The organism is Cellvibrio sp. UBA7661 (genome assembly GCA_002483365.1).
Classification (GTDB): Bacteria; Pseudomonadota; Gammaproteobacteria; order Pseudomonadales; family Cellvibrionaceae; genus Cellvibrio.
In genome coordinates this window covers 30,039-51,812 of record DLHT01000002.1, presented here as the reverse complement: position 1 = coordinate 51,812, position 21,774 = coordinate 30,039, and the positions used below count along the sequence as shown (strand labels likewise).

General features: G+C 45.5%; 16 protein-coding genes. 7 read left to right on the top strand and 9 right to left on the bottom strand.

Going from position 1 to position 21,774, the window contains the following annotated elements:
* Nucleotides 1-4: 4 nt before the first annotated feature.
* Both B2739_RS00255 and B2739_RS00250 read right to left on the bottom strand, forming a co-directional pair.
* Nucleotides 5-478, bottom strand: coding sequence for an RDD family protein (locus B2739_RS00255; protein WP_331343875.1), 474 nt, complete (start codon nucleotides 476-478; stop codon nucleotides 5-7).
* A gap of 27 nt (nucleotides 479-505) precedes the next feature.
* Nucleotides 506-1,402: an adenylate/guanylate cyclase domain-containing protein gene (locus B2739_RS00250; RefSeq protein WP_331343874.1), complete on the bottom strand. Its 897-nt coding sequence runs from the start codon at nucleotides 1,400-1,402 to the stop codon at nucleotides 506-508.
* Nucleotides 1,403-1,552: 150 nt separating this feature from the next.
* On the opposite strand from B2739_RS00250, the gene B2739_RS00245 reads away from it, so the two are divergent.
* The 5 genes from B2739_RS00245 (at nucleotide 1,553) to B2739_RS00225 (ending at nucleotide 10,265) form a co-directional block, all read left to right on the top strand.
* Nucleotides 1,553-2,308 carry a phytanoyl-CoA dioxygenase family protein gene (locus B2739_RS00245; RefSeq protein ID WP_331343873.1) on the top strand — a complete coding sequence of 252 codons (756 nt, stop codon included), beginning with the start codon at nucleotides 1,553-1,555 and terminating at the stop codon, nucleotides 2,306-2,308.
* Between the two features lie 190 nt (nucleotides 2,309-2,498).
* On the top strand, nucleotides 2,499-2,843 hold the full coding sequence (locus B2739_RS00240) for a PadR family transcriptional regulator (RefSeq protein WP_331343872.1): 345 nt from the start codon (nucleotides 2,499-2,501) through the stop codon (nucleotides 2,841-2,843).
* A complete protein-coding gene (locus tag B2739_RS00235; RefSeq protein WP_331343871.1) occupies nucleotides 2,827-3,777 on the top strand; it encodes an HAAS signaling domain-containing protein in 951 nt (316 codons plus the stop codon). The genes B2739_RS00240 and B2739_RS00235 overlap by 17 nt, the downstream gene beginning before the upstream one ends.
* Nucleotides 3,778-4,106: 329 nt before the next feature.
* Complete coding sequence (locus tag B2739_RS00230) at nucleotides 4,107-8,933, top strand: discoidin domain-containing protein (protein ID WP_331343870.1); 4,827 nt, start codon at nucleotides 4,107-4,109, stop codon at nucleotides 8,931-8,933.
* Nucleotides 8,934-9,083: 150 nt separating this feature from the next.
* Nucleotides 9,084-10,265: an SGNH/GDSL hydrolase family protein gene (locus B2739_RS00225; RefSeq protein ID WP_331343869.1), complete on the top strand. Its 1,182-nt coding sequence runs from the start codon at nucleotides 9,084-9,086 to the stop codon at nucleotides 10,263-10,265.
* Nucleotides 10,266-10,274: 9 nt separating this feature from the next.
* Here the strand turns inward: B2739_RS00225 and B2739_RS00220 are convergent, their stop codons facing one another.
* A complete protein-coding gene (locus B2739_RS00220) occupies nucleotides 10,275-11,438 on the bottom strand; it encodes an AraC family transcriptional regulator (RefSeq protein WP_049629601.1) in 1,164 nt (387 codons plus the stop codon).
* Nucleotides 11,439-11,856: 418 nt separating this feature from the next.
* Between B2739_RS00220 and B2739_RS00215 the strand changes: the two genes are divergently transcribed.
* Both B2739_RS00215 and B2739_RS00210 read left to right on the top strand, forming a co-directional pair.
* A complete protein-coding gene (locus B2739_RS00215) occupies nucleotides 11,857-13,632 on the top strand; it encodes a cellulase family glycosylhydrolase (RefSeq protein WP_331343868.1) in 1,776 nt (591 codons plus the stop codon).
* Between the two features lie 564 nt (nucleotides 13,633-14,196).
* On the top strand, nucleotides 14,197-15,714 hold the full coding sequence (locus B2739_RS00210) for a family 16 glycosylhydrolase (protein WP_331343867.1): 1,518 nt from the start codon (nucleotides 14,197-14,199) through the stop codon (nucleotides 15,712-15,714).
* Nucleotides 15,715-15,783: 69 nt separating this feature from the next.
* Here the strand turns inward: B2739_RS00210 and B2739_RS00205 are convergent, their stop codons facing one another.
* The 6 genes from B2739_RS00205 to B2739_RS00180 all read right to left on the bottom strand — a co-directional run bounded on the left by B2739_RS00205 (nucleotide 15,784) and on the right by B2739_RS00180 (nucleotide 21,583).
* Complete coding sequence (locus tag B2739_RS00205) at nucleotides 15,784-17,925, bottom strand: methyl-accepting chemotaxis protein (protein ID WP_331343866.1); 2,142 nt, start codon at nucleotides 17,923-17,925, stop codon at nucleotides 15,784-15,786.
* A 248-nt stretch (nucleotides 17,926-18,173) separates the two neighbouring features.
* Nucleotides 18,174-18,578: a DCC1-like thiol-disulfide oxidoreductase family protein gene (locus B2739_RS00200; protein ID WP_331343865.1), complete on the bottom strand. Its 405-nt coding sequence runs from the start codon at nucleotides 18,576-18,578 to the stop codon at nucleotides 18,174-18,176.
* Between the two features lie 8 nt (nucleotides 18,579-18,586).
* Entirely contained in the window at nucleotides 18,587-19,273 is a 687-nt protein-coding gene (locus B2739_RS00195; protein WP_331343864.1) for a YceH family protein, read from the bottom strand.
* A gap of 6 nt (nucleotides 19,274-19,279) precedes the next feature.
* Nucleotides 19,280-19,810, bottom strand: coding sequence for a shikimate kinase (locus B2739_RS00190; RefSeq protein ID WP_331343863.1), 531 nt, complete (start codon nucleotides 19,808-19,810; stop codon nucleotides 19,280-19,282).
* Nucleotides 19,811-19,924: 114 nt separating this feature from the next.
* Nucleotides 19,925-20,212, bottom strand: coding sequence for a hypothetical protein (locus B2739_RS00185; protein ID WP_331343862.1), 288 nt, complete (start codon nucleotides 20,210-20,212; stop codon nucleotides 19,925-19,927).
* 48 nt (nucleotides 20,213-20,260) lie between these two features.
* Entirely contained in the window at nucleotides 20,261-21,583 is a 1,323-nt protein-coding gene (locus B2739_RS00180) for an HD-GYP domain-containing protein (protein ID WP_331343861.1), read from the bottom strand.
* Between the last annotated feature and the right edge of the window lie 191 nt (nucleotides 21,584-21,774).

Here is a 21,774-nt window from a genome sequence, read left to right as displayed (position 1 = left end):
TTGTTTATTTTTCGAGATTTTTTGCAAGCAGTAAGGTACGGGTTTTGCTGATTTTGTCGTGCAATGTTTGGCGTTCCGGATTGGCATACATTAGCCAATAACCAATACCGAATAACAGCAGCGAGAATGGAGCAACAATACAGCGAATGATGCACTTGCTGTAATCGGGCGTGTTTAGATCGGAATCATTTACAATTTTCATTCGCCAGGTTTTCATTCCTAACGTTTGGCCGGACTTGTGCCAGAAATAACAAAAAAAGAATCCGATAGTCACAATCCAACCTGCAAACACGATCCAACCCCACATTCCCCAGCTGATGCGCGCTCCCATTGTGGGTGTTCCATTAATCGCAACATTAAGTCCAGTGGTGATTGCACCGTATAAAATGCTAATGGCCATCAGCAGTAATGAGTCATAAACCATGGCAGCAAAACGGCGTAATAAGCTGGGTGTGGCGTATTGAGGTGTTGTGTTCATAAAGTGCATTCGCAGGAAAGGGCAATATTACAATGTGAAGTGCAGTGCCCAGGGGCTGGTTGCTGTAACGGTTTGGCCAAGGCCGATATAACCACTGCCTTGTAGTGGTAATTCTTCACGGCGCAAATAAATAGGTGTTTGTTCATCGATATAAACGTAAGTGCCGTTAGTGGAATGATCAATCAGCACATATTTTCCGCGCCGGAATTCAATGTGGCAGTGCTCGCGCGATGCCAGATCATTTTCAATTAATAATTGTGCTTTGTGCGGATCGCGCCCGATATGAAAAGGTGTCTGCTCTGGCAGGAGCGCAATTTTTTTATCGTTGACACACAATTCCAATTGGAATTTATCAACAAAACGGGTGACATCATGAATAGGCATCACCATGGTTGCACGATTTTCTTTGCCTGAGTGTTGCCATTCCAGACGATAGATCAGCGTCTTCTCGGTTTCACCTTTGATGTTGATCCGGTCAAACATTTGGCAATCGCGGCGCAGTGAATCTTCAAGGGTATCGACAACCGCTTGTGTTACGACGATCTGGTTGGCGCGTGCGATGTGCGCGACATGGGCAGCATCATTGACGATATCGCCAAATACGTCATCGTTGGTGATCAGTACCTCGCCGTAGGCGATACCAATGCGGATACCAAGATCTTTAAGACGGGGTTCTTTGATTGCGCGTTGTTGGATAGCAATAGCGGCTTCACAAGCCTGGGTGCTTTCATTAAAGCGCGCCATAATTTCATCGCCAATCGTTTTAACAACTGTACCTTCGTGAACGATGGTAATGGCCGTCATGAATTGCACGGTTTCATCGATAATGGCTTTGGCTGGTGTATTGCCAAGCCTTTTATAGAGGGCTGAACTGCCGGAGACATCGGCAAACATAATTGCTTGGTGTTGGCTGTGCTGGCTCATGCAATCTATTGCCTGTCACGTATTGTAGGTAAGGCTGCGTATGATAAGCACTTTGCCGGTATGTGCCTATAGTTCATATGGCTCTTTCCCAAGTGCCTGCAAGTTGTTAAATTCGCCCCCTTATTTTTTTGTGGTGATGAGTACCCATTCATGCTGACGCCAACACAAATTCATGAATTCCATACCAATGGCTTTTTGGTCTTGCCTGGATTTTCAACCGCTCAATTTTGCGATGGCGTGGTTGCGTTTGCGCTTGGTGAGTTGCAGCGACAAACCATGCCTATTGAGTTTGAGGCGGATGTTCAGTATCCGGGGGCACCTGCATCACGTTCTGCAGAAGGTGGTGCAACTGCACGGCGGTTGTTGATGGCAACAGCGCGAAATCCGGATTTACGTGCCTGGGCAACATGTCAGCCACTCAGTGTGGTGTTGCATCAATTACTAGGTGCAACCGTGTATTTATCGCAAGCGCATCACAACTGCATCATGACCAAGCAACCTGCGTTTTCCAGCATAACCGGATGGCATCGCGATAGCCGCTATTGGAATTTCGCTCGCGCTGACCTGGTGTCGGCATGGTTGGCGTTGGGTAATGAGCAGGCTGAAAATGGTTGTTTATGGGTGATTCCCGGATCACATAGGGTAGAGATAGACGCAGACCAGCTTGATGAGAAGCAATTCCTTAAAACCGATATTAAAAAAAATGAAAGCATATTGCAGCAAGCGATTGCGGTGCCGCTGAGGCAGGGCGATTTGTTGTTATTCCACAGCAATCTCTTTCATGCAGCAGGCAAAAATACGACGGATAACACCAAGTTTTCGATGGTGTTTACCTATCGCTCGGCTGACAACCCCCCTAAACCGGGCACTCGCTCTACATCGCAACCAGAGCTGTTGATAGATTAATTTTCCTCTTTCCCAAAGCGGCAAGCAGAACACAAAAAAGCGTAATCAGGTGATTGCGCTTTTTTTGTTTTTGTCCGGCTACATCACTTGAACGTTATTGCTGCTGAAAAAACATCCAGAAATTACTTGCAATAGCTTACTGTGCGGCGCATAGTAATTACTGTGTATTGCATAGTATGTGGAGCACTGTATGTCTGATGAACAGTTTGAGAAGCTTCGGCAGGAGCTGCGGCGGGGGATTTTAGTGTTGGCGGTGTTGGGCTCTTTGCGGCAGCCGCATTACGGATATTCGCTGCGCAAGCAACTGCAGGATGCCGGATTGGATATAGATGAAGGAACACTTTACCCCTTGGTGCGCCGTTTGGCGGATCAGGGTTTGTTGACCAGCGAATGGCAGCAAGGTGAGGGGCGGGAGCGGCGCTATTACCAGCTATCGCCGGAGGGGAGCTCGTTATTGGAAAGTTTGGGTAATGAGTGGCGGGCACTGAATCAACATGTAGGCAAAATTTTGGAGGTGAATGATGGAACTCATTGATCGCTATATGAATGCAGTGGCACAAGCACTGCCGGAAAGCCGTCGCGATGAAATTACCCGCGAGTTGCGCGCCAATATTCTCGACAAGCTTGAAGCGATTGCAGAAGAGCAGGGGCGTGAGGCGACAGAGGCGGAAGTATCTGCCGTGCTAAAAGCGCTCGGGCATCCACAAAAAGTAGCGGGTAGCTTTTTGACAGGGCAACAATTAGTCAACACGGAGTTGTTTCCGCTGTATAAGCAAGCGTTGCATTATGGATTGATACTGGTGTTCATTCTTGCTTTGATCCAATTCGGCGCGCACTTTCTGGGCAGTGGTGATATAGCAATTGCGGGCTTTATCTTCGAGATATTTAGCAAGGCACTGGTCATGTTTGCTTCAGTGACGGGTGTGTTTTATCTGTTGAGTAATCCTGTTGGTGGTAAGCCTTATTTTGATCCCTACCAATGTTGGGCACCCGAGAAGCTACCGCCGGTAACGCGTTCCTGGCAGAGAATCAGTGCGTGCGAGCAAAGTGTCGATTTCACAACCGATTTATTTTTCTTGTTACTGCTCAACTATGCGTTATGGATGCCCTCTGCCAAGCAGACTGATCTGGTGGTGAGATTTACCTCTGAGGTAGAGCATTGGATTCCCTGGTTGTCTGTCATTCTGATTATTTCACTGCTGTCAGGGTTATGGAACCTTGTGTATCGCTATTGGACGGTACCCAAGTTGGTGTTGGATGCGCTGATTAATCTGGCGAGTGCGGTAATCCTGTTAATTCTGAGCAGGGCTTCGCAAATTATTGTGGATACCGGCAATCCGTTGTCAGAGCGAGTGGATCTTCTGGGTATCGGCAATCAAGTTATAGGCGTAGGCCTTTTCTGGGTGGGCATGTGGTTGTTGTTTATGACTGGCTGGAGGCTATATCGCGCTTGGCAGTTGGCGCGTTAATTTGCATTTAGACAATATGGCGCGATAAAGCTGACTAAAAACAAAAGTGGGACTGATTTTGTAATAAGGGCGTAGATGAGTGTGAACTGGTTTGCGGTGTTCGGATGCCGCAAGCCAGCCAAACCAAAAATTTTTAGCAAACCGATACCAAGCGAACGCTCGTGGTGTTGTTTCTGTAGAAACTAAATCTGTCTTAATCGGCCACCGCAATGCGGATTCATTGCGGACTCTTCACAGAGTTGAGACAGAGAACTACTTAATCGCTAATAAGAATAATTAGCAGCTGGTCACTACAGTAATCAATAACCATAACGATGCAGGTATCCACCATGAAAACTCCTTTAAGGTGCTTAAGCCTTGGTGCTCTGGCCTTGGGTGTCAATCTCGCGATGACAGTCCCCGCCTCAGCCCAATCAACCCCTATCTGGTCGGACGAATTCAATGGGACGCGAATCGATAACACCATTTGGTCCTACAAAGTGGGCGGCGATGGGAATGGCAACGGCGAGTTGCAGCATTACACCGCGCGTAGCGAAAACTCCTACATTGAAGATGGCAAGCTGGTCATTGAAGCCAAACGCGAAGCCTATGAGGGCAAACAATTTACCTCGGCGCGTTTGCACACCAATGGGCGCATGTCATTTAAATACGGCACTCTGGAAGCGCGTATTAAATTACCGCGTGTCGATAACGGTTTGTGGCCCGCATTCTGGATGTTGGGGACTAACTTCGGTTTGGATGGTTGGCCAAAATCCGGCGAGTGGGACATTCTTGAAGCGGGTTATAAATCCGCACTGACCGATGGCACGGCCAATAAATCAGTATCAGCTGCACTGCACTGGTGGCACGAAAGCGGTACCTGGAGTGACTGGCTGCAAGCAGACCATGCGCAATCAACGCAACTGCCAACAAATTTTTACGATGACTACCACACCTATAAATTGGATTGGACTCCCTCCAATATCACCATCAGTGTGGATGGCAACCCGTACTTCACGATGGATATTACCGACCCGAACATGTCAGAATTCCGCGACAATCCCGCGTCGATTATTTTGAATCTTGCCGTTGGTGGTTGGAATTTTGTTGAGATTACTGACCCTGCACAAATCACTGCACCTTTCCCCGCAAAAATGTACGTGGATTATGTACGGCTCTATGCGAATGACAGCACTGAGCTGCATGTTGCCAACGACAATTTGCCAACGGGTAATTTTGGTATCAGTACCGAAACAACTCCAGTGTTGAACGAACTGAATTGGGGTGATCGCACCAATTTATATATTTGGAACAACATGACCAATATCGCCACCACACCTTCAGAAGGCAGTGGTGCATTGGCCTATTCGATTGCGGCTGGTGATTGGTGGGGCATGGGTTTGGTACATAAAGACCAAAACCTGCGCAATTACAAACACGGCTATTTGCATGTGGATATCAAAACCAATTCCACCAGCAGTTTTAGTATCGGCCTTGCCAGTACATCCGGTGGTGATGGCAAAGTGGATTTCAATGAAGGCGGTGATCAATATGGTTTAGTGCGTGATGGTGAATGGCATCATGTTGCGATTCCATTAAGCAAATTCGGCAACCTCGATTTTGAAACCATCAAAACCTTATTCAGCGTATTTGGTCCTGGCCCTTCAGCGCCGATGGAAATTGCGTTCGACAATATTTATTTAACCGAAAGCATTGCACTGCAAGCGCCAGAGTTTGGCAATTTTGGTATTTACACTGAAACGCCGGAGCACAAGAACGCTGGTGAATTTGCATTTGGTGTGAGTGGCGATTTATTCCTGTGGGATGACTCGCTCACATTAGAAAGCGGTGCAAATAAAGAAGGCAATTCAGGGTTGCATTTGAAATCAACCGGCAAAGGTTGGTACGGCATGGGCTTGACCGCGCGCGATGGTTTTAATCTCACCGCGTTTGATAATGCCAATGCAAAATTGCATTTCTCCATGAAAACCACGCACACTGGTGATTTCCAAATTGGTTTCAAAAGTGGTGCGTTAAATGAAATTGGCCAGAAGTGGATTAACTTCAAAGCGGGCAGTGACCCTTACGGTTTTGCACGCGATGGCCAATGGCATGAAATCCAAATCCCGATGAGTGAACTCGCAAAAGATTTGGATTTATTTGATGTGCGCCAATTGTTGCAAGTATTGGGTGCTGGTGAGACTGCTGGTATCAGCATTGATGACGTTTACATCTCAGGCGGCCAACAAGCAAAAGATCCCGGCACTAACGGAACCGAGGTCAACCGCGCGCCTTCTGCCGCAATCAAAACATCAATCCTCGGTGGAATTGCACCAGCGATTATTACCTTTGATGGCACCAAATCGGTCGATGTGAATGGTGATGCCTTAACTTACACTTGGGATTTTGGTGATGGCACAACCGGTACTGGTGCAACTGTAAATCACACCTACACCAACGAAGGTTCCTATCACGTCACACTCACCGTCAGCGACGGCGAATTAACGTCCCCTGCAAAAACATTTATTTTTGTCGATAAAGATTTTAGCAGCGCAAAAAGTGCGAAGCGCGGTTTGGGTTATGGCACACACTCAGTTGATGATATGACGGTCATGTCCAAAGGTATTAGCTGGTGGTACAACTGGAGTATCAAGCCGGATCTTTCCATCCAAAATATCTACCAACAATTTGGTGTTGAATTTGTGCCTATGGCATGGAATGGAAATTTTAATGATGCTGAATTGCGTGCGTACATTGCATCGCATCCGGATGTGAAATATATCCTCGCGTTTAACGAGCCCAACTTTATTGACCAAGCGAATATGACGCCCTCGCAAGCTGTTGCACAATGGCCGCGTTTGGAAGCTATCGCCAATGAATTTGGTTTGAAAATTGTCAGTGTGGCGATGAACTACTGTGGTAATTGCGTTACCGAAAACGGAACCACTTATTACAGTCCATTCGATTACTTTGATGATTTCTTCGAACTCTGCCCAACCTGTAAAGTAGATGCGCTTTCAATTCACGCCTACATGCCCGATGTAAATGGTATTGAGTGGTACGTGAATGAATTCAAAAAATACGGCAAGCCAATTTGGATGACCGAGTTCTCTGCATGGGAAACCGTAAAAACACTTGATGATCAAAAACGCATGTTGATTCAGGTAGTGGATTCATTTGAAAACAACTCTGATATGCAACGCTATGCCTGGTTTACTGGTCGTCGCAATGGGCATCCGTTCAATGGTCTGTTTGATTATCGCCAATCCGGTGTACTTACTGAACTCGGTAGTATTTACGTGAATATGCCGCTGCATGGCGATGCGAGCAAACATACCTTGCCAAAATTGGTTCAAGCAGAAAATTATGCTGCGCGTAACGCATTGCGTGTTGAAGAAACCAAAGACGTTTCCGGTTTCTTGAACTTGAGTGATGTCGGTGCTGGCGCTTGGGTTGAGTACAACGTAAATGGTGCTGCCAATACCTACGATATTAATTTGCGTGTGGCGAGTGCGGCGGCAGGTACTATTAATGTATTGGTCGATGGCGTACAGCGCACCACCATTAACGTACCTTCAACCGGTGGATTGCAAACCTGGGGTAATGCAACTGCACAACTTGCACTGACCAGCGGCGCGCACAAAATTCGCTTGGTGTTCAATCAGGCAATTAACTTGAACTGGATGAAGTTTACTATCGCAGGCACTGGCAGCTCGTCATCAAGCAGCGTTGCACCATCGTCATCATCCACAAGCTCAAGCAGCATTGCGCCTTCATCGTCATCCAGAAGTTCAAACAGTGTCGCAACAACATCGTCAGTTGCATCATCTTCAAAATCGTCTGTGTCCAGTGCTAGTAGTGTGATTGTGAATCCGGTTGGTAACCTTGCGTTAAATCGTCCAGCGGTTGCATCTACTACAGAAGGTGAAGCATGGGCGGCAAGTAACGCAGTAGATGCAAGTACAACTACCCGTTGGGCAAGTAACGCAGTTGATCCTACTTGGATCATGGTGGACTTGGGTGCGAGCTACAGTTTCAATCAGGTGGTGTTGCATTGGGAAGCGGCTTACGGAAAATCCTATGCGATCCAAACATCAACCAACGGTACAAGTTGGACAACCGTTTATGAAACAACAACGGGTGCGGGTGGTCGTGAACTATTGAATGTGAATGGAACTGGCCGCTATGTGCGTATGTACGGAACGGCGCGCGGTACCGGTTATGGATATTCGTTGTTTGATTTCCAAGTGAACAATAATCCTGTGGCATCAAGCTCTGTTGCATCTTCAATTGCGAGTTCAACTCCAAGCTCTGTTGCTAGCTCTATCGCCAGTTCTATTACCAGCTCTAATAAAAGTTCGGTAGCAAGTTCTGTCGCCAGTTCAGTTGCAAGCTCGGTTGTGCCATCGACAAACCTTGCACTGAATCGCCCTGCAGTTGCATCAACAACACAAGCGGGACTGCCAATTGTTAACGCATTTGATGGCAATGCCGGAACCCGTTGGGGTAGTGAGTGGAGCGATGCGCAATGGATTTACGTTGACCTTGGTGCAGCCTACGATATCAACAAAGTGGTGTTGAGCTGGGAAGGTGCCTACGGCAAAAGTTATGAAATCCAAACCTCTAACGATGCAGTAACCTGGAGCAGAATTTACAGCACGACAAATGGCAATGGTGGTGTGGAGACACTCAACATTACCGGCACCGGTCGTTATGTGCGTATGTTCGGTATTGCGCGTGGTACAGGCTACGGTTATTCATTGTATGAATTCGCTGTTCACGGCACTCCTGCTGTAGTGGGTAACAAAGCACTAAACAAAACCGCTGTAGCGTCCACCATTGAAGGCGCGAGCACTGCTGCCAATTTTGCAGTCGATGGCAACACCAACACCCGTTGGAGCAGCCAATTTCTGGATGGCCAGTGGATTTATGTCGATCTTGGCAGCACCATGAGTATTAACGGCGTAACATTGAAATGGGAAGGTGCTTACGCAAAAGCCTATAACGTTCAGGTATCTAACGATGCCAACACGTGGACTACCGTAAAAGCGGAAACTAACAGCGATGGTGGCTTTGATGATCATTTGCTTTTTGCAAGTGGCCGTTATGTGCGTATCCTGAGTGTGACCCGATCAAGTGGTTATGGTATTTCGCTGTGGGATTTTGAGGTGTACTAACCGATATTAAACAGCTCTGAAAAATGTAAACCGCGTGCAAGCAATTGCACGCGGTTTTTTTATTCCTTCATCCTGAGTGTAAAACGTCGTTATTACTGCTAACCTCCGCCTGCATTCAAAACTGAATATCTATAAAAGTAGGAAGGAACTATGCAAGTGTTATTCAAAAGAACAGCATTTATTCAATGGGTGACAGTGACAGTAATACTTTTTTCAGGACACTTTTTTTCAGAAGAGGTGTTTTCAGGAGAAGTGTTTTCAGAAGTAAGGTTTTCAAAACAGCAGCTTGCCGATGTTGCTACTACCCAAACAAACACCTATGCGCTACCCGTTCATTACAGCGGCCGTGTATTGGTTGGCAGCAATGATCAGCTAACAACCTATACTTACTCATGGCCCGGTGTTTATTTTGAAGCAGAATTTAATGGGCCAGTACTGGATGTCAGGTTAAATGATACTAACAACATTCTTAATATCATCATTGATGATAAAGAACCCATAGTGTTGAACCGGCCTGGCAAGACAACGTATTCACTCAACAACCTCGGTGAAGGGCGACACAAAGTTCGTCTTGAAAAACGGACTGAAACTCACGTAGGAACAGGCACTTTTGAAGGGTTTTACGTAAGTGCTAAAGAAAGCGTATTAGCGCCTGCATCACGGCAGCGAAGCATAGAATTTATTGGCGATTCATTTTCCGCAGGTTACGCTAACCTATCGACAAGCCGCGAATGTGATGGCGAAGTGATTTTTAGCACAACCAACACACATCAGACATTTGGTGCACTCACTGCAAAACATTTCAATGCCGACTATCAAATCAATGCGATTTCTGGCAGTGGCGTAGTACGTAATTATAATGGTGCTTTTCCAGACAAAAACTTTGTGCAGTTTTATCCTTATACATTACTTGGCGATACAACGAATAAATACGAAAGTGCGTGGTCTCCGGATATTGTTGTTCTTGAGCTTGGCGGAAATGATTTTGCTACACCCTTGAATCCGGGTGAAAAATGGAAAAATCGTGAAGCTTTGCAACGTGACTATATAGAAAACTACGCAGCTTTTATTCTTGATCTGAGAAAGAAAAACCCGCAAGCAGGTTTGATTTTAGTGGTGCCAAGTATGGGGTCAGACGAGTTGCTTCAGCAACATACTAAAGTGATCGAGGAGTTAAAAACCCGTGGTGAAACCAGAGTGCACTTGCTCACTACTGGCTCCATGGAGTTATCGAGCTGCCACTGGCACCCCTCGGTAAAAGATCACCAAGCCGTGAGTCAAATGCTGGTTGATTTCATCAACGCGAACCCTGAAATGTGGAAAGGGAAATAATCTTTCCCTTTAATGCGGTAGATGCTCTTGCCGGTATTCTGAAGGTGTTTGGCCTACATGTTTTTTGAAGAAGGTGTTAAATACTGATTTACTGTTAAATCCGATATCCAAATATATGTGGGTGATGGTTTTGGATTTATGCTTTGGATCGGCCAACATTTTTTTGGCTTCTTCAATTCGATAGCGGTTAATAAACTCATAGAAATTACTATCGAAATGGCGGTTGAACACCAAGGATAAATCGCGCGATGGGATTTTGAGCGTCTCGGCGAGCATATCCAGTGTAATATCTGGCTGCAAATAAGGTTTGTGTTCGCGCATCATGGCATCGATTTTTTCGGCAAATCCGGTGTTGAGTAGTTTTTCCTCAGTTGGCTTTTTGAGTGGGTCTTTTTGTTTGATGGTCACAAAGCCAGAGAAATAACGAATGCTGGTGAATACCAGCGCAAGCACCAGTACAAAGACAACGTAATAACCCGTTAACCCAATCACTTCAAACCAGTGTGGGTGAAAACCGATAAACAGGTGAAGTAATTTTGCGCAGGCGAGTGCGGCCTCGGTAACGGTGATAATCAAAAAGCCAATCACCAGTGATATCAACCAACGAATGTCTACCCGTTCAATATTTGAGTGAGTTGTTTTTAATTGGTTGCGATATTTGGCAATCAATACTAAACACGCCACACAATAGCCAATACGTCCAGCCTTACATAAAAAATCGACCAGTAAATAGCCAGGACTATACATGTAGATATCGTCATCAATCAGCAGTATGCGCTCTTCCAGACTGTGCGTATAAAAGGTGAGCCCGAGGAACAGGGCAAATAATCCCAATGGGATTAAATGCAAAGCATCGCGTTTGTGTAAGGTGAAATCGTGGTAGACCAGTGATTTGATATAAAAATAAAGCAGGGCTGCATCCAGATAATAGCCAAAGCCTATCCATAAAAATAAACGGGGATAATTATTGAGCGCGATCATTTTGAAATCGGCACCCCATAAAATCAGTTCATGGATTGGGATAAACGCATGCGCCAACAAAAAAGCCGCAAGAAAATAATTGCTTTTGTTGGCGGGAGGGTTAGTGACCAAGAGTAAGACGGCAAAGCAGGCACACTGCAAAGCCGTCATCATCAATACCAGATCGTGGATATTAAATACGGTTTCGTTCATAGCTGTGGTTGATCGTGTATAAGTTATTGTTGTAATTCAAGTTGCCAGTATATGCCAAGCGCTCTTTCCCAACGACATAAACTTATCAAAGTTTATGTCGTTTTCTCATGAAGTGCTGTGCCTTGTTCAATTAAGGCTGAAATTTTTCGTTGAAATAAGTCTGACAAATATTGCATGCAACATTTCTTTACAGTTGCGATCTCAAATTTTACAAACTTTCTAAGTCGTTGAGATGTCTGGAAAATTATTACTTTGAGCTGCTTCCCACTTGTCGGGTTCGAAAAGATGGGAGCGGAATCGTTCACCCTGAGGTTTATTCGAACGCACTTTTGATGTGCCGTCACTAGTATAGAGCTGCGTAATCTTGCCGGTGCTAGCGTCGGTATTACAAACAATAATTCGTTTTAGAGGTACTTCTGTGAACATACAAAAACTCACTATTAAAAAAATACTGTTGGCAGCGTGCATTGGGTTGGCCAGCACAGCATCGCTAATATCTATCGCAAATGCGCAACAAAGTTATTTGCGTGCGGATGGACAATACATCGTCAATGAACAAGGCGAGAAAGTGCTATTACGGGGCATGGGTTTAGGGGGCTGGATGCTACAAGAAGGTTACATGCTCAAACTGGGCAATCTTGGCCAACAGCATGTCATGCGCGCAAAAATTGAAGAGTTGATAGGCGCAGAAGCAACACAAGAATTTTACGATGCATGGCTTGCTAACCACACCACCAAAGCAGATATCGATGCAATGGCCAAGTGGGGTTTTAACTCGGTACGCTTGCCAATGCACTTTAATCTCTACACTTTGCCAATTGAACAAGAGCCCGTAAAAGGCCAGAACACCTGGTTGGAAAAAGGCTTTGAGATGACCGATCAATTGGTTGCTTGGGCGAAAGCAAACAATATGTACGTGATTCTGGATTTGCATGCGGCACCGGGCGGGCAGGGTAACGACCTTGCTATTTCAGATCGCAATCCCAATACGCCATCACTCTGGCAGAGTGAAGCCAACCAGCAAAAAATGGTTGAGCTGTGGCGCAAGCTTGCGCAGCGTTATGCCAATGAACCCACGGTTGGTGCTTATGACATTATCAATGAGCCTAACTGGGGTTTTGAAAATGCCGATGATAAAAACGGTTGTAAAGAAACCAAAAACGAACCGCTAAAAAAATTAATGGTGGACGTAACCAAAGCCATCCGCTCGGTAGATAACAAGCACATGATTATTATTGAAGGTAATTGCTGGGGTAATAATTACGCCGGTGTATTGCCGCAATGGGATAACAACATGGTGCTCAGCTTCCACAAATATTGGAACAACAACACCCTTGGCGATATTAAAAGCCATCTCGAATTACGCGAAAAGTACAACATGCCAATTTGGTTAGGCGAGTCCGGGGAAAACTCCAATCTGTGGTTTACCGACGCGATTTCCTTGGTTGAATCCCAGGGGATTGGTTGGGCGTGGTGGCCGCTGAAAAAACTCGGGTTCAATAATCCTTTGGAAGTAAAACCTAACGCAGGCTATTTGGCGTTGGTTGATTATTGGAATGGCAACGGCGAGAAACCATCCGCAGCGGTAGCCAAAAAAGCGCTGATGCAATTAGCGAATCAGGATATCCGTTTTGAAAACACGCAATATCACCCCGATGTGATTGATGCGATGTTCCGCCAAACCTACTCCAAACTGAATATGCCTTTCAAAGAGCATCGCATTACCAAATCAGGCGGTAATCTTGCCGCGGTAGATTACGATATGGGGCATAGCGGGATCGCGTATTTTGATAAAGATTCCGCCAACTATCACATCTCTGCCGGCAGTGAGCGTATGCCTTGGAACCGCGGAACGACTTACCGCAATGAAGGTGTCGATATCGCGTGGGATGAAACTAAAAAAGCCTACTTCATTAACCATATCGAAACCGGTGAGTGGACTGAGTACACCATCGAAGCTGATAAAGCGGGTAGCTACACATTAACTGCCCAAGTCAAATCCACAACGGATACCGGTCGCATCACCGTCAGTGTTAATAATGCGCCTTCGGTGAGCGAAGCAGCCATTAGCCAATCGGATAAATGGCAGTCGGTTGCTGTTGGCACCATTACTTTATTACAAGGCACTAACAAAATTCGGATACATGCCAAGGCGGGTGGCTATGAATTGTTATCGTTGCAACTGAAACGCTAAACGTGCATTTAATGCAATGATGACCATGCGAAAAATCGATATAGCGATTATTGAAGAGGCACTTCGTGGTTAACACGAGTGCCGATTTGCGTTTGGCGTAACATGGTACGCTTGTTCATTCATTCTGAATGCGGGCGCGCCATTATTAATTCGCTTTGTTGGAGTGTTGCTGAACTGTTACCAAAATCTGCATAAGCTGAATGCCAGGGCGCAATTTTTGTAACTATATTTCGCATAATAATAAAACATCCGTTTCAGATTAAATAAATGAAAGTGGGAAGTGCTTGCTAAACAGGTTCGACTTTCTGATTTTTATACTTATATTAAAATTACGCTAATTTAGCGTGTTTTTTTGTTTCTTTTCATTCTTTGAGTTTGCCTTACTTTTTTTTATACTGGTTTTCGTGCAACAGCGACTGTACACAATAATAAAAAAACACTGGGCACATTTTCTATTTAATCATCGATGTATCCCATTCCGTATGGTGTTTACGCTATGCGCTGGCAAGGCTTTACCTTTGTGTGGATAACCATTAACTCATCAATACGATAAAGGTACCCGTAATGAATAATAAAAAATTAACAGCATGGAAATACCTGCCCGCATTATTTTGTGCGTGTATTGGCTTTTCATCCGCAGCACAGGCAGTGGTTTTTCAAGCGGAAAATTACAACGCGTTTTACGACACGACACCGGGCAATACCGGCGGTGTTTTCCGTGGCGATGCTGTCGATATCGAAGCAACTAGCGACACCGGCGGCGACTATAACGTGGGTTGGATCGAAGCCAATGAGTGGCTTGCATATAATAATTTATCGATTCCAACAACAGGCAGTTACACCATCCGTATGCGTGTGGCATCGCCAAACGGTGCAACCGCGTCAGCGGATTTAAATGGCGGCGCTATTGTGCTGGGTGATTTTATTATTCCGGCAACAGGCGGCTGGCAAAATTGGACAACAGTTACACGTACGGTCAATATCAATGCGGGCACTTATAATTTAGGTGTTTTTGCAAAAACCAACGGCTGGAACTTTAACTGGATTGAAGTGGTATCCAATGGTTCTGGTACTGCGCGTGCAACCGTATTCCAACACTGTCCATACACTGGCTGGTCAGTTGGCTTGGATGTCGGCTCATACAATCTATCTGCGTTACAAGCACGCGGTTTTGTTGATAATGATATGTCATCTATTCGTGTGTCTGCCGGTTATGAAGCAGTGTTGTATCAAGGTGATAACTTTACCGGTACATCACGTGTTGTTACCGCTGATGATGATTGCCTGAATATCGAAGGCTTTAACGATAACGTGACCTCTGTGGTAATTCGTGCTGCGTCCAATAGCCGTCCACTTGTGTTTGCAGATGAATTCAACAGCATCAACAGCGCGAACTGGACGTTCGAAACCGGTGGTGGCGGTTGGGGTAATAACGAGCGTCAGTATTACACGGGTGGTCAAAACGCATTTATTCAGTTCGATGCACAAGCCGGCAGCAATGTGTTGGTGATTGAAGCTCGCCGTGACAACCCTGCGAATTACAATTGCTGGTATGGCCGTTGTGAATACACATCAACCCGTATGATTTCGCGCGATAAAAAGACCTTTAAATATGGCCGTATTGAAGCGCGTTTGAAGTTGCCACAAACACAAGGTATCTGGCCTGCATTCTGGATGTTGGGCTCTAACCTGGGTTCAGTGGGTTGGCCTGCCTCAGGTGAAATCGACATTATGGAGCACGTCGGTTTTGAACCCACGACTACTCACGGTGCAATTCACGGCCCAGGCTATTCAGGTAATACACCATTCATGGGTACGCATAATTTAGGTGAGTATGTGGATGTGAATTATCACGTGTATGCAGTTGAATGGGATACCAATGGTATTCGCTGGTTCCGCGATAACATCCAGTTCTATTCGGTTACCCGCGCACAAGTACAAAACTATGGCGCTTGGGTATTTGATAATCCATTCTTCTTATTGCTGAACGTAGCAGTAGGTGGAACCTGGCCAGGTAGCCCGGATACAGGCAGTGTGTTCCCGCAGCGCATGTATGTGGATTATGTCCGTGTTTATCAATAATTTTATTTCTCATTGATGATTCAAATAAAAACGGCAGCTCAGGCTGCCGTTTTTATTGCAGGTAAAAAACTAGCGCGCTGTTACCTGAAAAACTCCCGCTAATTGATGAAGCTTGGTGGCCGTATTTTTTAACCTGTCTGAGCTGGTGTGCAATGCACGAACGACTTTGTTCATGGTCTGGCTTGCGCTTGCAACTTCGCGTACATGATGCCCATGCTGTTGGCTATTACTGTCAATATGATGAATGATGTTGAACATGCGTTCTACAATGTGATGCAGCTGCGAGTTGTCAGTTGAGGCTTCTTCTGCCAGGCGCAAACCGCGGTCAACGTCGGCAACGCTTGCTTCCATATAATCTGCAGCAGATTGTGATTCCTGGCGAATTTTTTCAATTTTTTCCCCAATTTCCTGCGCGACAACCGCTGTCCTGCTGGCGAGATTACGCACTTCTTCTGCGACTACAGAAAACCCGCGCCCGTATTCACCTGCACGTGCTGCCTCAATAGCGGCGTTCAGAGCCAATAAATTGGTTTGGCTGGTAATATCACTGATTTGCGACACCATATTGCCAATTTCCAGTGTGCGGTTATTCAGCGTATGAATGGTGCGTGCCGAGGTATCCACGACATCGCGGATACTTTGTGTGCCGGTGCGCACAGATTCAAATTGGCTGCGCGCTTGTTCTACAACGGCTTCCATTATTTTTTTCATATCGCTGGCTGTGCCCGAGGCATTACTGATTTCCTGCAATTGGTTGTGCATCAGCTCCAGCATTTTTTCCATTGAGTTAGATACATGGTGAGACGATTGGTTTGCCTCGGTGTTGCGCTTTAACAAGCTATCGCTATTTTTCATTACTTCGTCAGCGGCTCGGATAACTTCACCGACGATATGATCAAGGTTATCGATAAAACTGTTTGTCCATTTTCCTAGATCGCCGGTTTCATCATTGGCAAGTTTTCGCGTATCCAATCGCTGTTGTAAATTGCCACCGCCCTCGGCAATAGTGTGGATTACTTCGGTCATTTTCCCAAGGCGTCGCGCTAAACGCCGCGGTGCGCGTTGTTGGAAAATAACGCCGCCAATAACCAGCGCGAACAACGTCAGCAGGTTAATTACAAGATGTGACCATGCCGTAAATGTATGAAGCCCTGCATTCAATAAAAATGCACTGCCTACGCAGGCCGCATAAATATTCATAAATTTAAATGTGAGTGAGCGGTGGCGATACACTTCTTCCAGATCTGCTTCACACATCATTCCCCATGTGTCTAACGATCCGGGTAAATGAAAAGTCACTCCTTTACCAACAACAGGAATATGGCGGTAATCCGAATAGCCTGGATAGGTGACAAATAAATTATTGCCTTTGCGAATAGTTTCGCGCACGCCCGGGTGTAAATCCTGTGTGGCGGGGTCGGTAAAACGAATTTCAAATTCAGTGTGCTGCCGTATTTTTACTACGCCCCAATCAGTATTGACTCCGGATTTTAAATTTTCCCCATGGGTAAATGTATCGTCTTCAAAACGCGAGCGGGACAGGGCGGTGCCATTTTTAATGGCGGGATCAAAAACCGATTTCACCATAAATAAATAATTATCACCGGACTCACTGAAAATATGCCCGGCCTCGCGTTGGATTAAATCACCAAGCACATCATTCGGAATTCGCGCGCACAGACAACCCTTGTCGCTCGCTGTTAATTCAATTGGCAAATAAAACATCAAGGTCACTTGATCATGAAAAGCAGAGCTGCGTTTTCCTATCGCCAGCGTTTGTTGGTCTTGATAAGGGCCATGTAAAAAGGGTGCAGATAAACCTGCAGACACTGCGCGGGAGTTTAGATCCTGTTTTCCTATCCGCTGATGGTAAGTTGATGAAATAACCACGCCTTGTTCATCAATTAAAAATAATTCTGTGCAATCGCCCATGGCTTGCCAGGCTTTGCGCAAAATGGTTTCCGCCGAGTCATCTAATAGTTGTAACTGGCTGCGGCAGGATTCCAATTGTGCCCACTGCCGTTTTACCCATTGCTGCAGCAGTTTAATGCGGGTATTGGCGATACTTTCAAAGGTTTGTTCCATGATTGGATAGCGCTTGTTATTCAACCAACATGCCCAGCCCATAGCCAGTTTTCCTGTTTTGCCGGACCATTTCAACCAGCCGCGCTCTGCGGGCGATAATTGCATTAAATCGCTGTATAAATGCATAACTTTTCTTCACCTGTTTCCAGAGTTTGTAATAGTGGGATATTGCTTTTAATTGTTGTAATAGGTGCCACGCAGAATGTGTGCCAGCTCGGGGGAGCACTGTTTATGCAGGTTTCAGCTGATAATTGAGGGCAAAAATGGTGCATTTAAGCAATTTATTGTGGTGCAGATATTCCAAAATGGTGCAAGCGAGAAGCGAGAGAGAAATATAAAAAGTGAAAGATTTAAAAGTGAACAATTAATAGCCATTAGAAATGGCTATTGTTGCTGAGATGTAAATTATTGATTTTGCTTTTGCCCAACAATTTCAGTAGCAGGTTACGCAGGAGGCGTAAAACCGGATAAAAAATATGCGACAAAAATTTTGATTTGAATAACCAATAATTCATCCGGTTAAAAAAACCGGAGCGGCTACTGATCAACGCCAACGCATGAATTGCATCAGAACCATAATAAAGTTGGCTGCCCATTTTCAAAACCATGCCTTGGTCAATGTCCCAGCCTAATGCGGTAATTTCATCCATCACCGCACTGGGCTCGCGTGCATCCAACAGTATTAATTCGCCAACATCTTCACGAATACGCACCACCTGGCAATAGTTATCGCAGGCAGGGCATTCTTTGTCGTATACCAGGATGATCGGTGTAGTCATGATTGCGTTTAGATTGCAGTATCGCTACTGCCATTTAATTCGAGCAGCTCGGCGACTTGTTTTTCAAGTACTTCAATACGCTGTTCCAGAGTATGAATTTTTTCTTCCAATTCTACGCGTGAGTCACTGCTGGTAGATTTGCTGGCCGCTTGCGCTGCAATTGCACTTAAGTCCGGTTGCCCGCAGAGCAAGTGGGTGTAGCGGTCTTCGCGTTGACCAGCTTGCCGTGGGATGTGAATAACTAGTGGTTTCGTTTTGGCACAAAGCTGCTGCAATTTTTCTTCTAATGCCCGTGGCGAATCAAACTCAAACATGCGTTGCGTGCGTGTTAAAATTTCAGATGCCGTTTGTGCACCACGTAAGAGTAAAACGGTGAGTATCGCTTGAGTTGCTTTATCGACACTGAGTACGCGTGTCAGGCGCTGGTCATAGCGTGCGGCGCGGGTTCCATAATCTACCGTAATGAATTGACGATCTTGTAATTCACTTACACAGCGTTGAACGGTGCCATTGTCGTAGTTGCTGACCGGTTCGCGGCTGGTTTTTTGGTTGCAAGCCAGCACCAGGCTATTGAGTGTTAAAGGGTATTGATCCGGTGTTGTCAGTTGTTTTTCCATTAGCGAGCCTAATACGCGCGCCTCTATGGCATTGAGTAGGGTATCTTCACTTGCAGCGGTTGTACTGGTAGGTTCCATAATGTCTTAGGCTTCGTATTGAATAAAGGCTTCGGCTTCTTCGTAAATTACTTCATCGATCAATTGCTCAAGACTTTTATTGTGGCAATCAATCACTATGTCTGCGTACTTTAAGTAGAGTGGGCGACGTTCGGCATACACGTCTGCAAATGATTGGTTTGCTGGGCGAGCTATACCGCGGGTATCCATATTATGGATACGGTCTTCCAGTATATTCAGTGGCGTATCTAAAAAAATAATTGGCCCGAAGTGTTTTAAGTGTTGCATTGCGGCGCTGCTATAAACAGCGCTGCCACCTGTCGCAATAATATGGTTGGGATATTGAGCGGTGAGTAGCACTTTCTCTTCTGCTTCGCGCAGCGCGAGATGGCCTTGCTCGTTGAGTATATCCTGCAGGGTTTTACGATGTTCCAGTTGGATCAGTAGATCAGTATCGACAAAATCTTTAGCCAGGCTCTTGGCCAACAACAAACCCAGTGTGCTTTTTCCTGCTCCGGGCATGCCAATTAAAATTACACTTTGATGATAAGGATTCATAAGCTTGCTCCTGCAATAAATAAATGGCGGCGGTACAAGGCAAACATCATTGGGTTGCGTGAGGGATGGCTATAGGAATTTGTTAACTATAGCCGATTACCGGCCCTGCGGGGATTAGCTGTTGCACAGGTCTTCAAAGGCATCGACCACAGCCTCTTCATCCTCTTCTGAAAGCGTTGCCAGATCCATAATGCAAGGTTCGTTAATACCAAGAACTTCTTCGATTTCCTCAAACGGCAGGTTGGCATCCAGTGCGCGCTTGACGTATTGCCGCACAGCGGCATGAATTGCATTTTCATCGCCACGCGCGTCCTGTAGATCAGTCACTGTGGTGTTGGTTAGCCATTCAATGAAAGCGGTGTGCTCTTGTTCGGAGTTATTGGCGTTGGCATCGTAGTTCAAGGTAATCCCCTTATTTCAATTTATGCAAAAGGGATTATAAAGGATTTATCACTGGACGAGCGCAGTATCTTGCAAGTCAATCTGATGGAGCAGGGCGGTGCATTGGCTAAATGCCGTTTGCTCATGGGAAATATTTTCAACGGCACGTTCCATCAAGTTTTTAAGATGAACCAGTTGGTCGTGAATTTGATCTTGCATTACGCTGATTTCAATGAGCGACCAGCCTTCGTTATTATCTTGCTCTTGCGGACTGCGGTTGCGCAAATTTGATAGCCATTCTTCCTGTTCTGGTTGCAGTATGCCACTGCGCACTACAGAAATAGCAAGTCTGCCCATAACAGCGCTAATTGATCGGATGATTGGTGTTTGCGGGAGTGAAAATAATTGTTGCGAAAGGCTGCGTGCATGTGTGAATTGCTGGCGTAATTTTTGTTGCCGGTTAAGTAGTTCCTCTACAGATGGTAGTTCTAATAGATTTTCAGTTGGTGCAGGCGCTTCTTTAAATAAAACCGTGGCGGCATCGTAAACAGATTCAAAATAAATGTTATCGCTGAGTTTGAGTGCGGCGAGCAACATGCTGTGCGCATGTACACCGTAATCCTGATAGCGGCTGTGATTAAAAATAATATTGTCGGTTGCGGCAATAATTTGACTGACAATCGAAATTTTGTCTCCAAACAATTGGCGTGGATAGCCTGTTCCATCAATCCGCTCATGATGATCAATAATAGCCAGGCTAATTTCCTTGGGAAGTCCGGGCACCATCGTCATGAAGCGTTGTGTAATAAGTGGATGTGCCTGCAATGCTTTCCATTCGTGGGCGCTAAACCCATGGCTTTTTTCGCGTAATTCCGGAGCTAGATAAAGGAACCCCACATCGTGAAATAAGCCAGCAATGAACGTGGCTTGTATGTCTGGCAGACTGAGGTTCAGCTTCTTCGCAATAGCAACTCCGGCCAATGCGCTAAATATTCCTTGAAAATAAATGTGCTTTGCACGCAGTGCCATCACTGTGAGGTTTTGTTTAAGTAGGGGATATTTTTCGTAAAACAGACATACTAGCCGCAAGGTTTTTTGATAGCTCTCGTTGTTGGTGACAGCGTACAAACCCGGTAAGTTTTTGGCGAATTTATTCAGGTATTCAAATAGCTGATGAGCATCAAGACTATTGGCAATACCTACGCACTGTTCTAGAGGTTTTATCAGCTTATGTTGGAGCAGGATTTGCGAGCGCTTTTCGTCCAGCGTGGCACCTTCAGAAAGAAGTAAAACCCCTTGCTGGTTAAAAATATCTTGCGTGGTAATGACAGGTTGCTTTTTATTAACTTCAATAAGGTTTAAGCAATAATTATTTTGCTGGCTATCGGTCATTATTCTATCCAGATGCTATAAGCCTTACTTGGCACGAGTGCAATCTTAAGCCTATGAGGGTACTTCTAGAGGATAGAACATCAAACACATAACGCCAGAAAAAAGCTTATTAAATAACGGGTTTATCGTGTTTTTATCTTATCAGTGATGCAATGGTTTGGCGTAATAAGCTGTAATTGTGGTGATGGCGT

What these genes read in the sequence shown, in the direction of transcription:
- B2739_RS00200 (WP_331343865.1), bottom strand. Translation starts at nt 18,578, where the DNA reads ATGACTACACCGATCATCCTGGTATACGACAAAGAATGCCCTGCCTGC.
- B2739_RS00190 (WP_331343863.1), bottom strand. Translation starts at nt 19,810, where the DNA reads ATGAATCCTTATCATCAAAGTGTAATTTTAATTGGCATGCCCGGAGCA.
- B2739_RS00220 (WP_049629601.1), bottom strand. Translation starts at nt 11,438, where the DNA reads ATGAACGAAACCGTATTTAATATCCACGATCTGGTATTGATGATGACG.
- B2739_RS00205 (WP_331343866.1), bottom strand. Translation starts at nt 17,925, where the DNA reads ATGCATTTATACAGCGATTTAATGCAATTATCGCCCGCAGAGCGCGGC.
- B2739_RS00250 (WP_331343874.1), bottom strand. Translation starts at nt 1,402, where the DNA reads ATGAGCCAGCACAGCCAACACCAAGCAATTATGTTTGCCGATGTCTCC.
- B2739_RS00210 (WP_331343867.1), top strand. Translation starts at nt 14,197, where the DNA reads ATGAATAATAAAAAATTAACAGCATGGAAATACCTGCCCGCATTATTT.
- B2739_RS00255 (WP_331343875.1), bottom strand. Translation starts at nt 478, where the DNA reads ATGAACACAACACCTCAATACGCCACACCCAGCTTATTACGCCGTTTT.
- B2739_RS00235 (WP_331343871.1), top strand. Translation starts at nt 2,827, where the DNA reads ATGATGGAACTCATTGATCGCTATATGAATGCAGTGGCACAAGCACTG.
- B2739_RS00240 (WP_331343872.1), top strand. Translation starts at nt 2,499, where the DNA reads ATGTCTGATGAACAGTTTGAGAAGCTTCGGCAGGAGCTGCGGCGGGGG.
- B2739_RS00195 (WP_331343864.1), bottom strand. Translation starts at nt 19,273, where the DNA reads ATGGAACCTACCAGTACAACCGCTGCAAGTGAAGATACCCTACTCAAT.
- B2739_RS00180 (WP_331343861.1), bottom strand. Translation starts at nt 21,583, where the DNA reads ATGACCGATAGCCAGCAAAATAATTATTGCTTAAACCTTATTGAAGTT.
- B2739_RS00230 (WP_331343870.1), top strand. Translation starts at nt 4,107, where the DNA reads ATGAAAACTCCTTTAAGGTGCTTAAGCCTTGGTGCTCTGGCCTTGGGT.
- B2739_RS00225 (WP_331343869.1), top strand. Translation starts at nt 9,084, where the DNA reads ATGCAAGTGTTATTCAAAAGAACAGCATTTATTCAATGGGTGACAGTG.
- B2739_RS00245 (WP_331343873.1), top strand. Translation starts at nt 1,553, where the DNA reads ATGCTGACGCCAACACAAATTCATGAATTCCATACCAATGGCTTTTTG.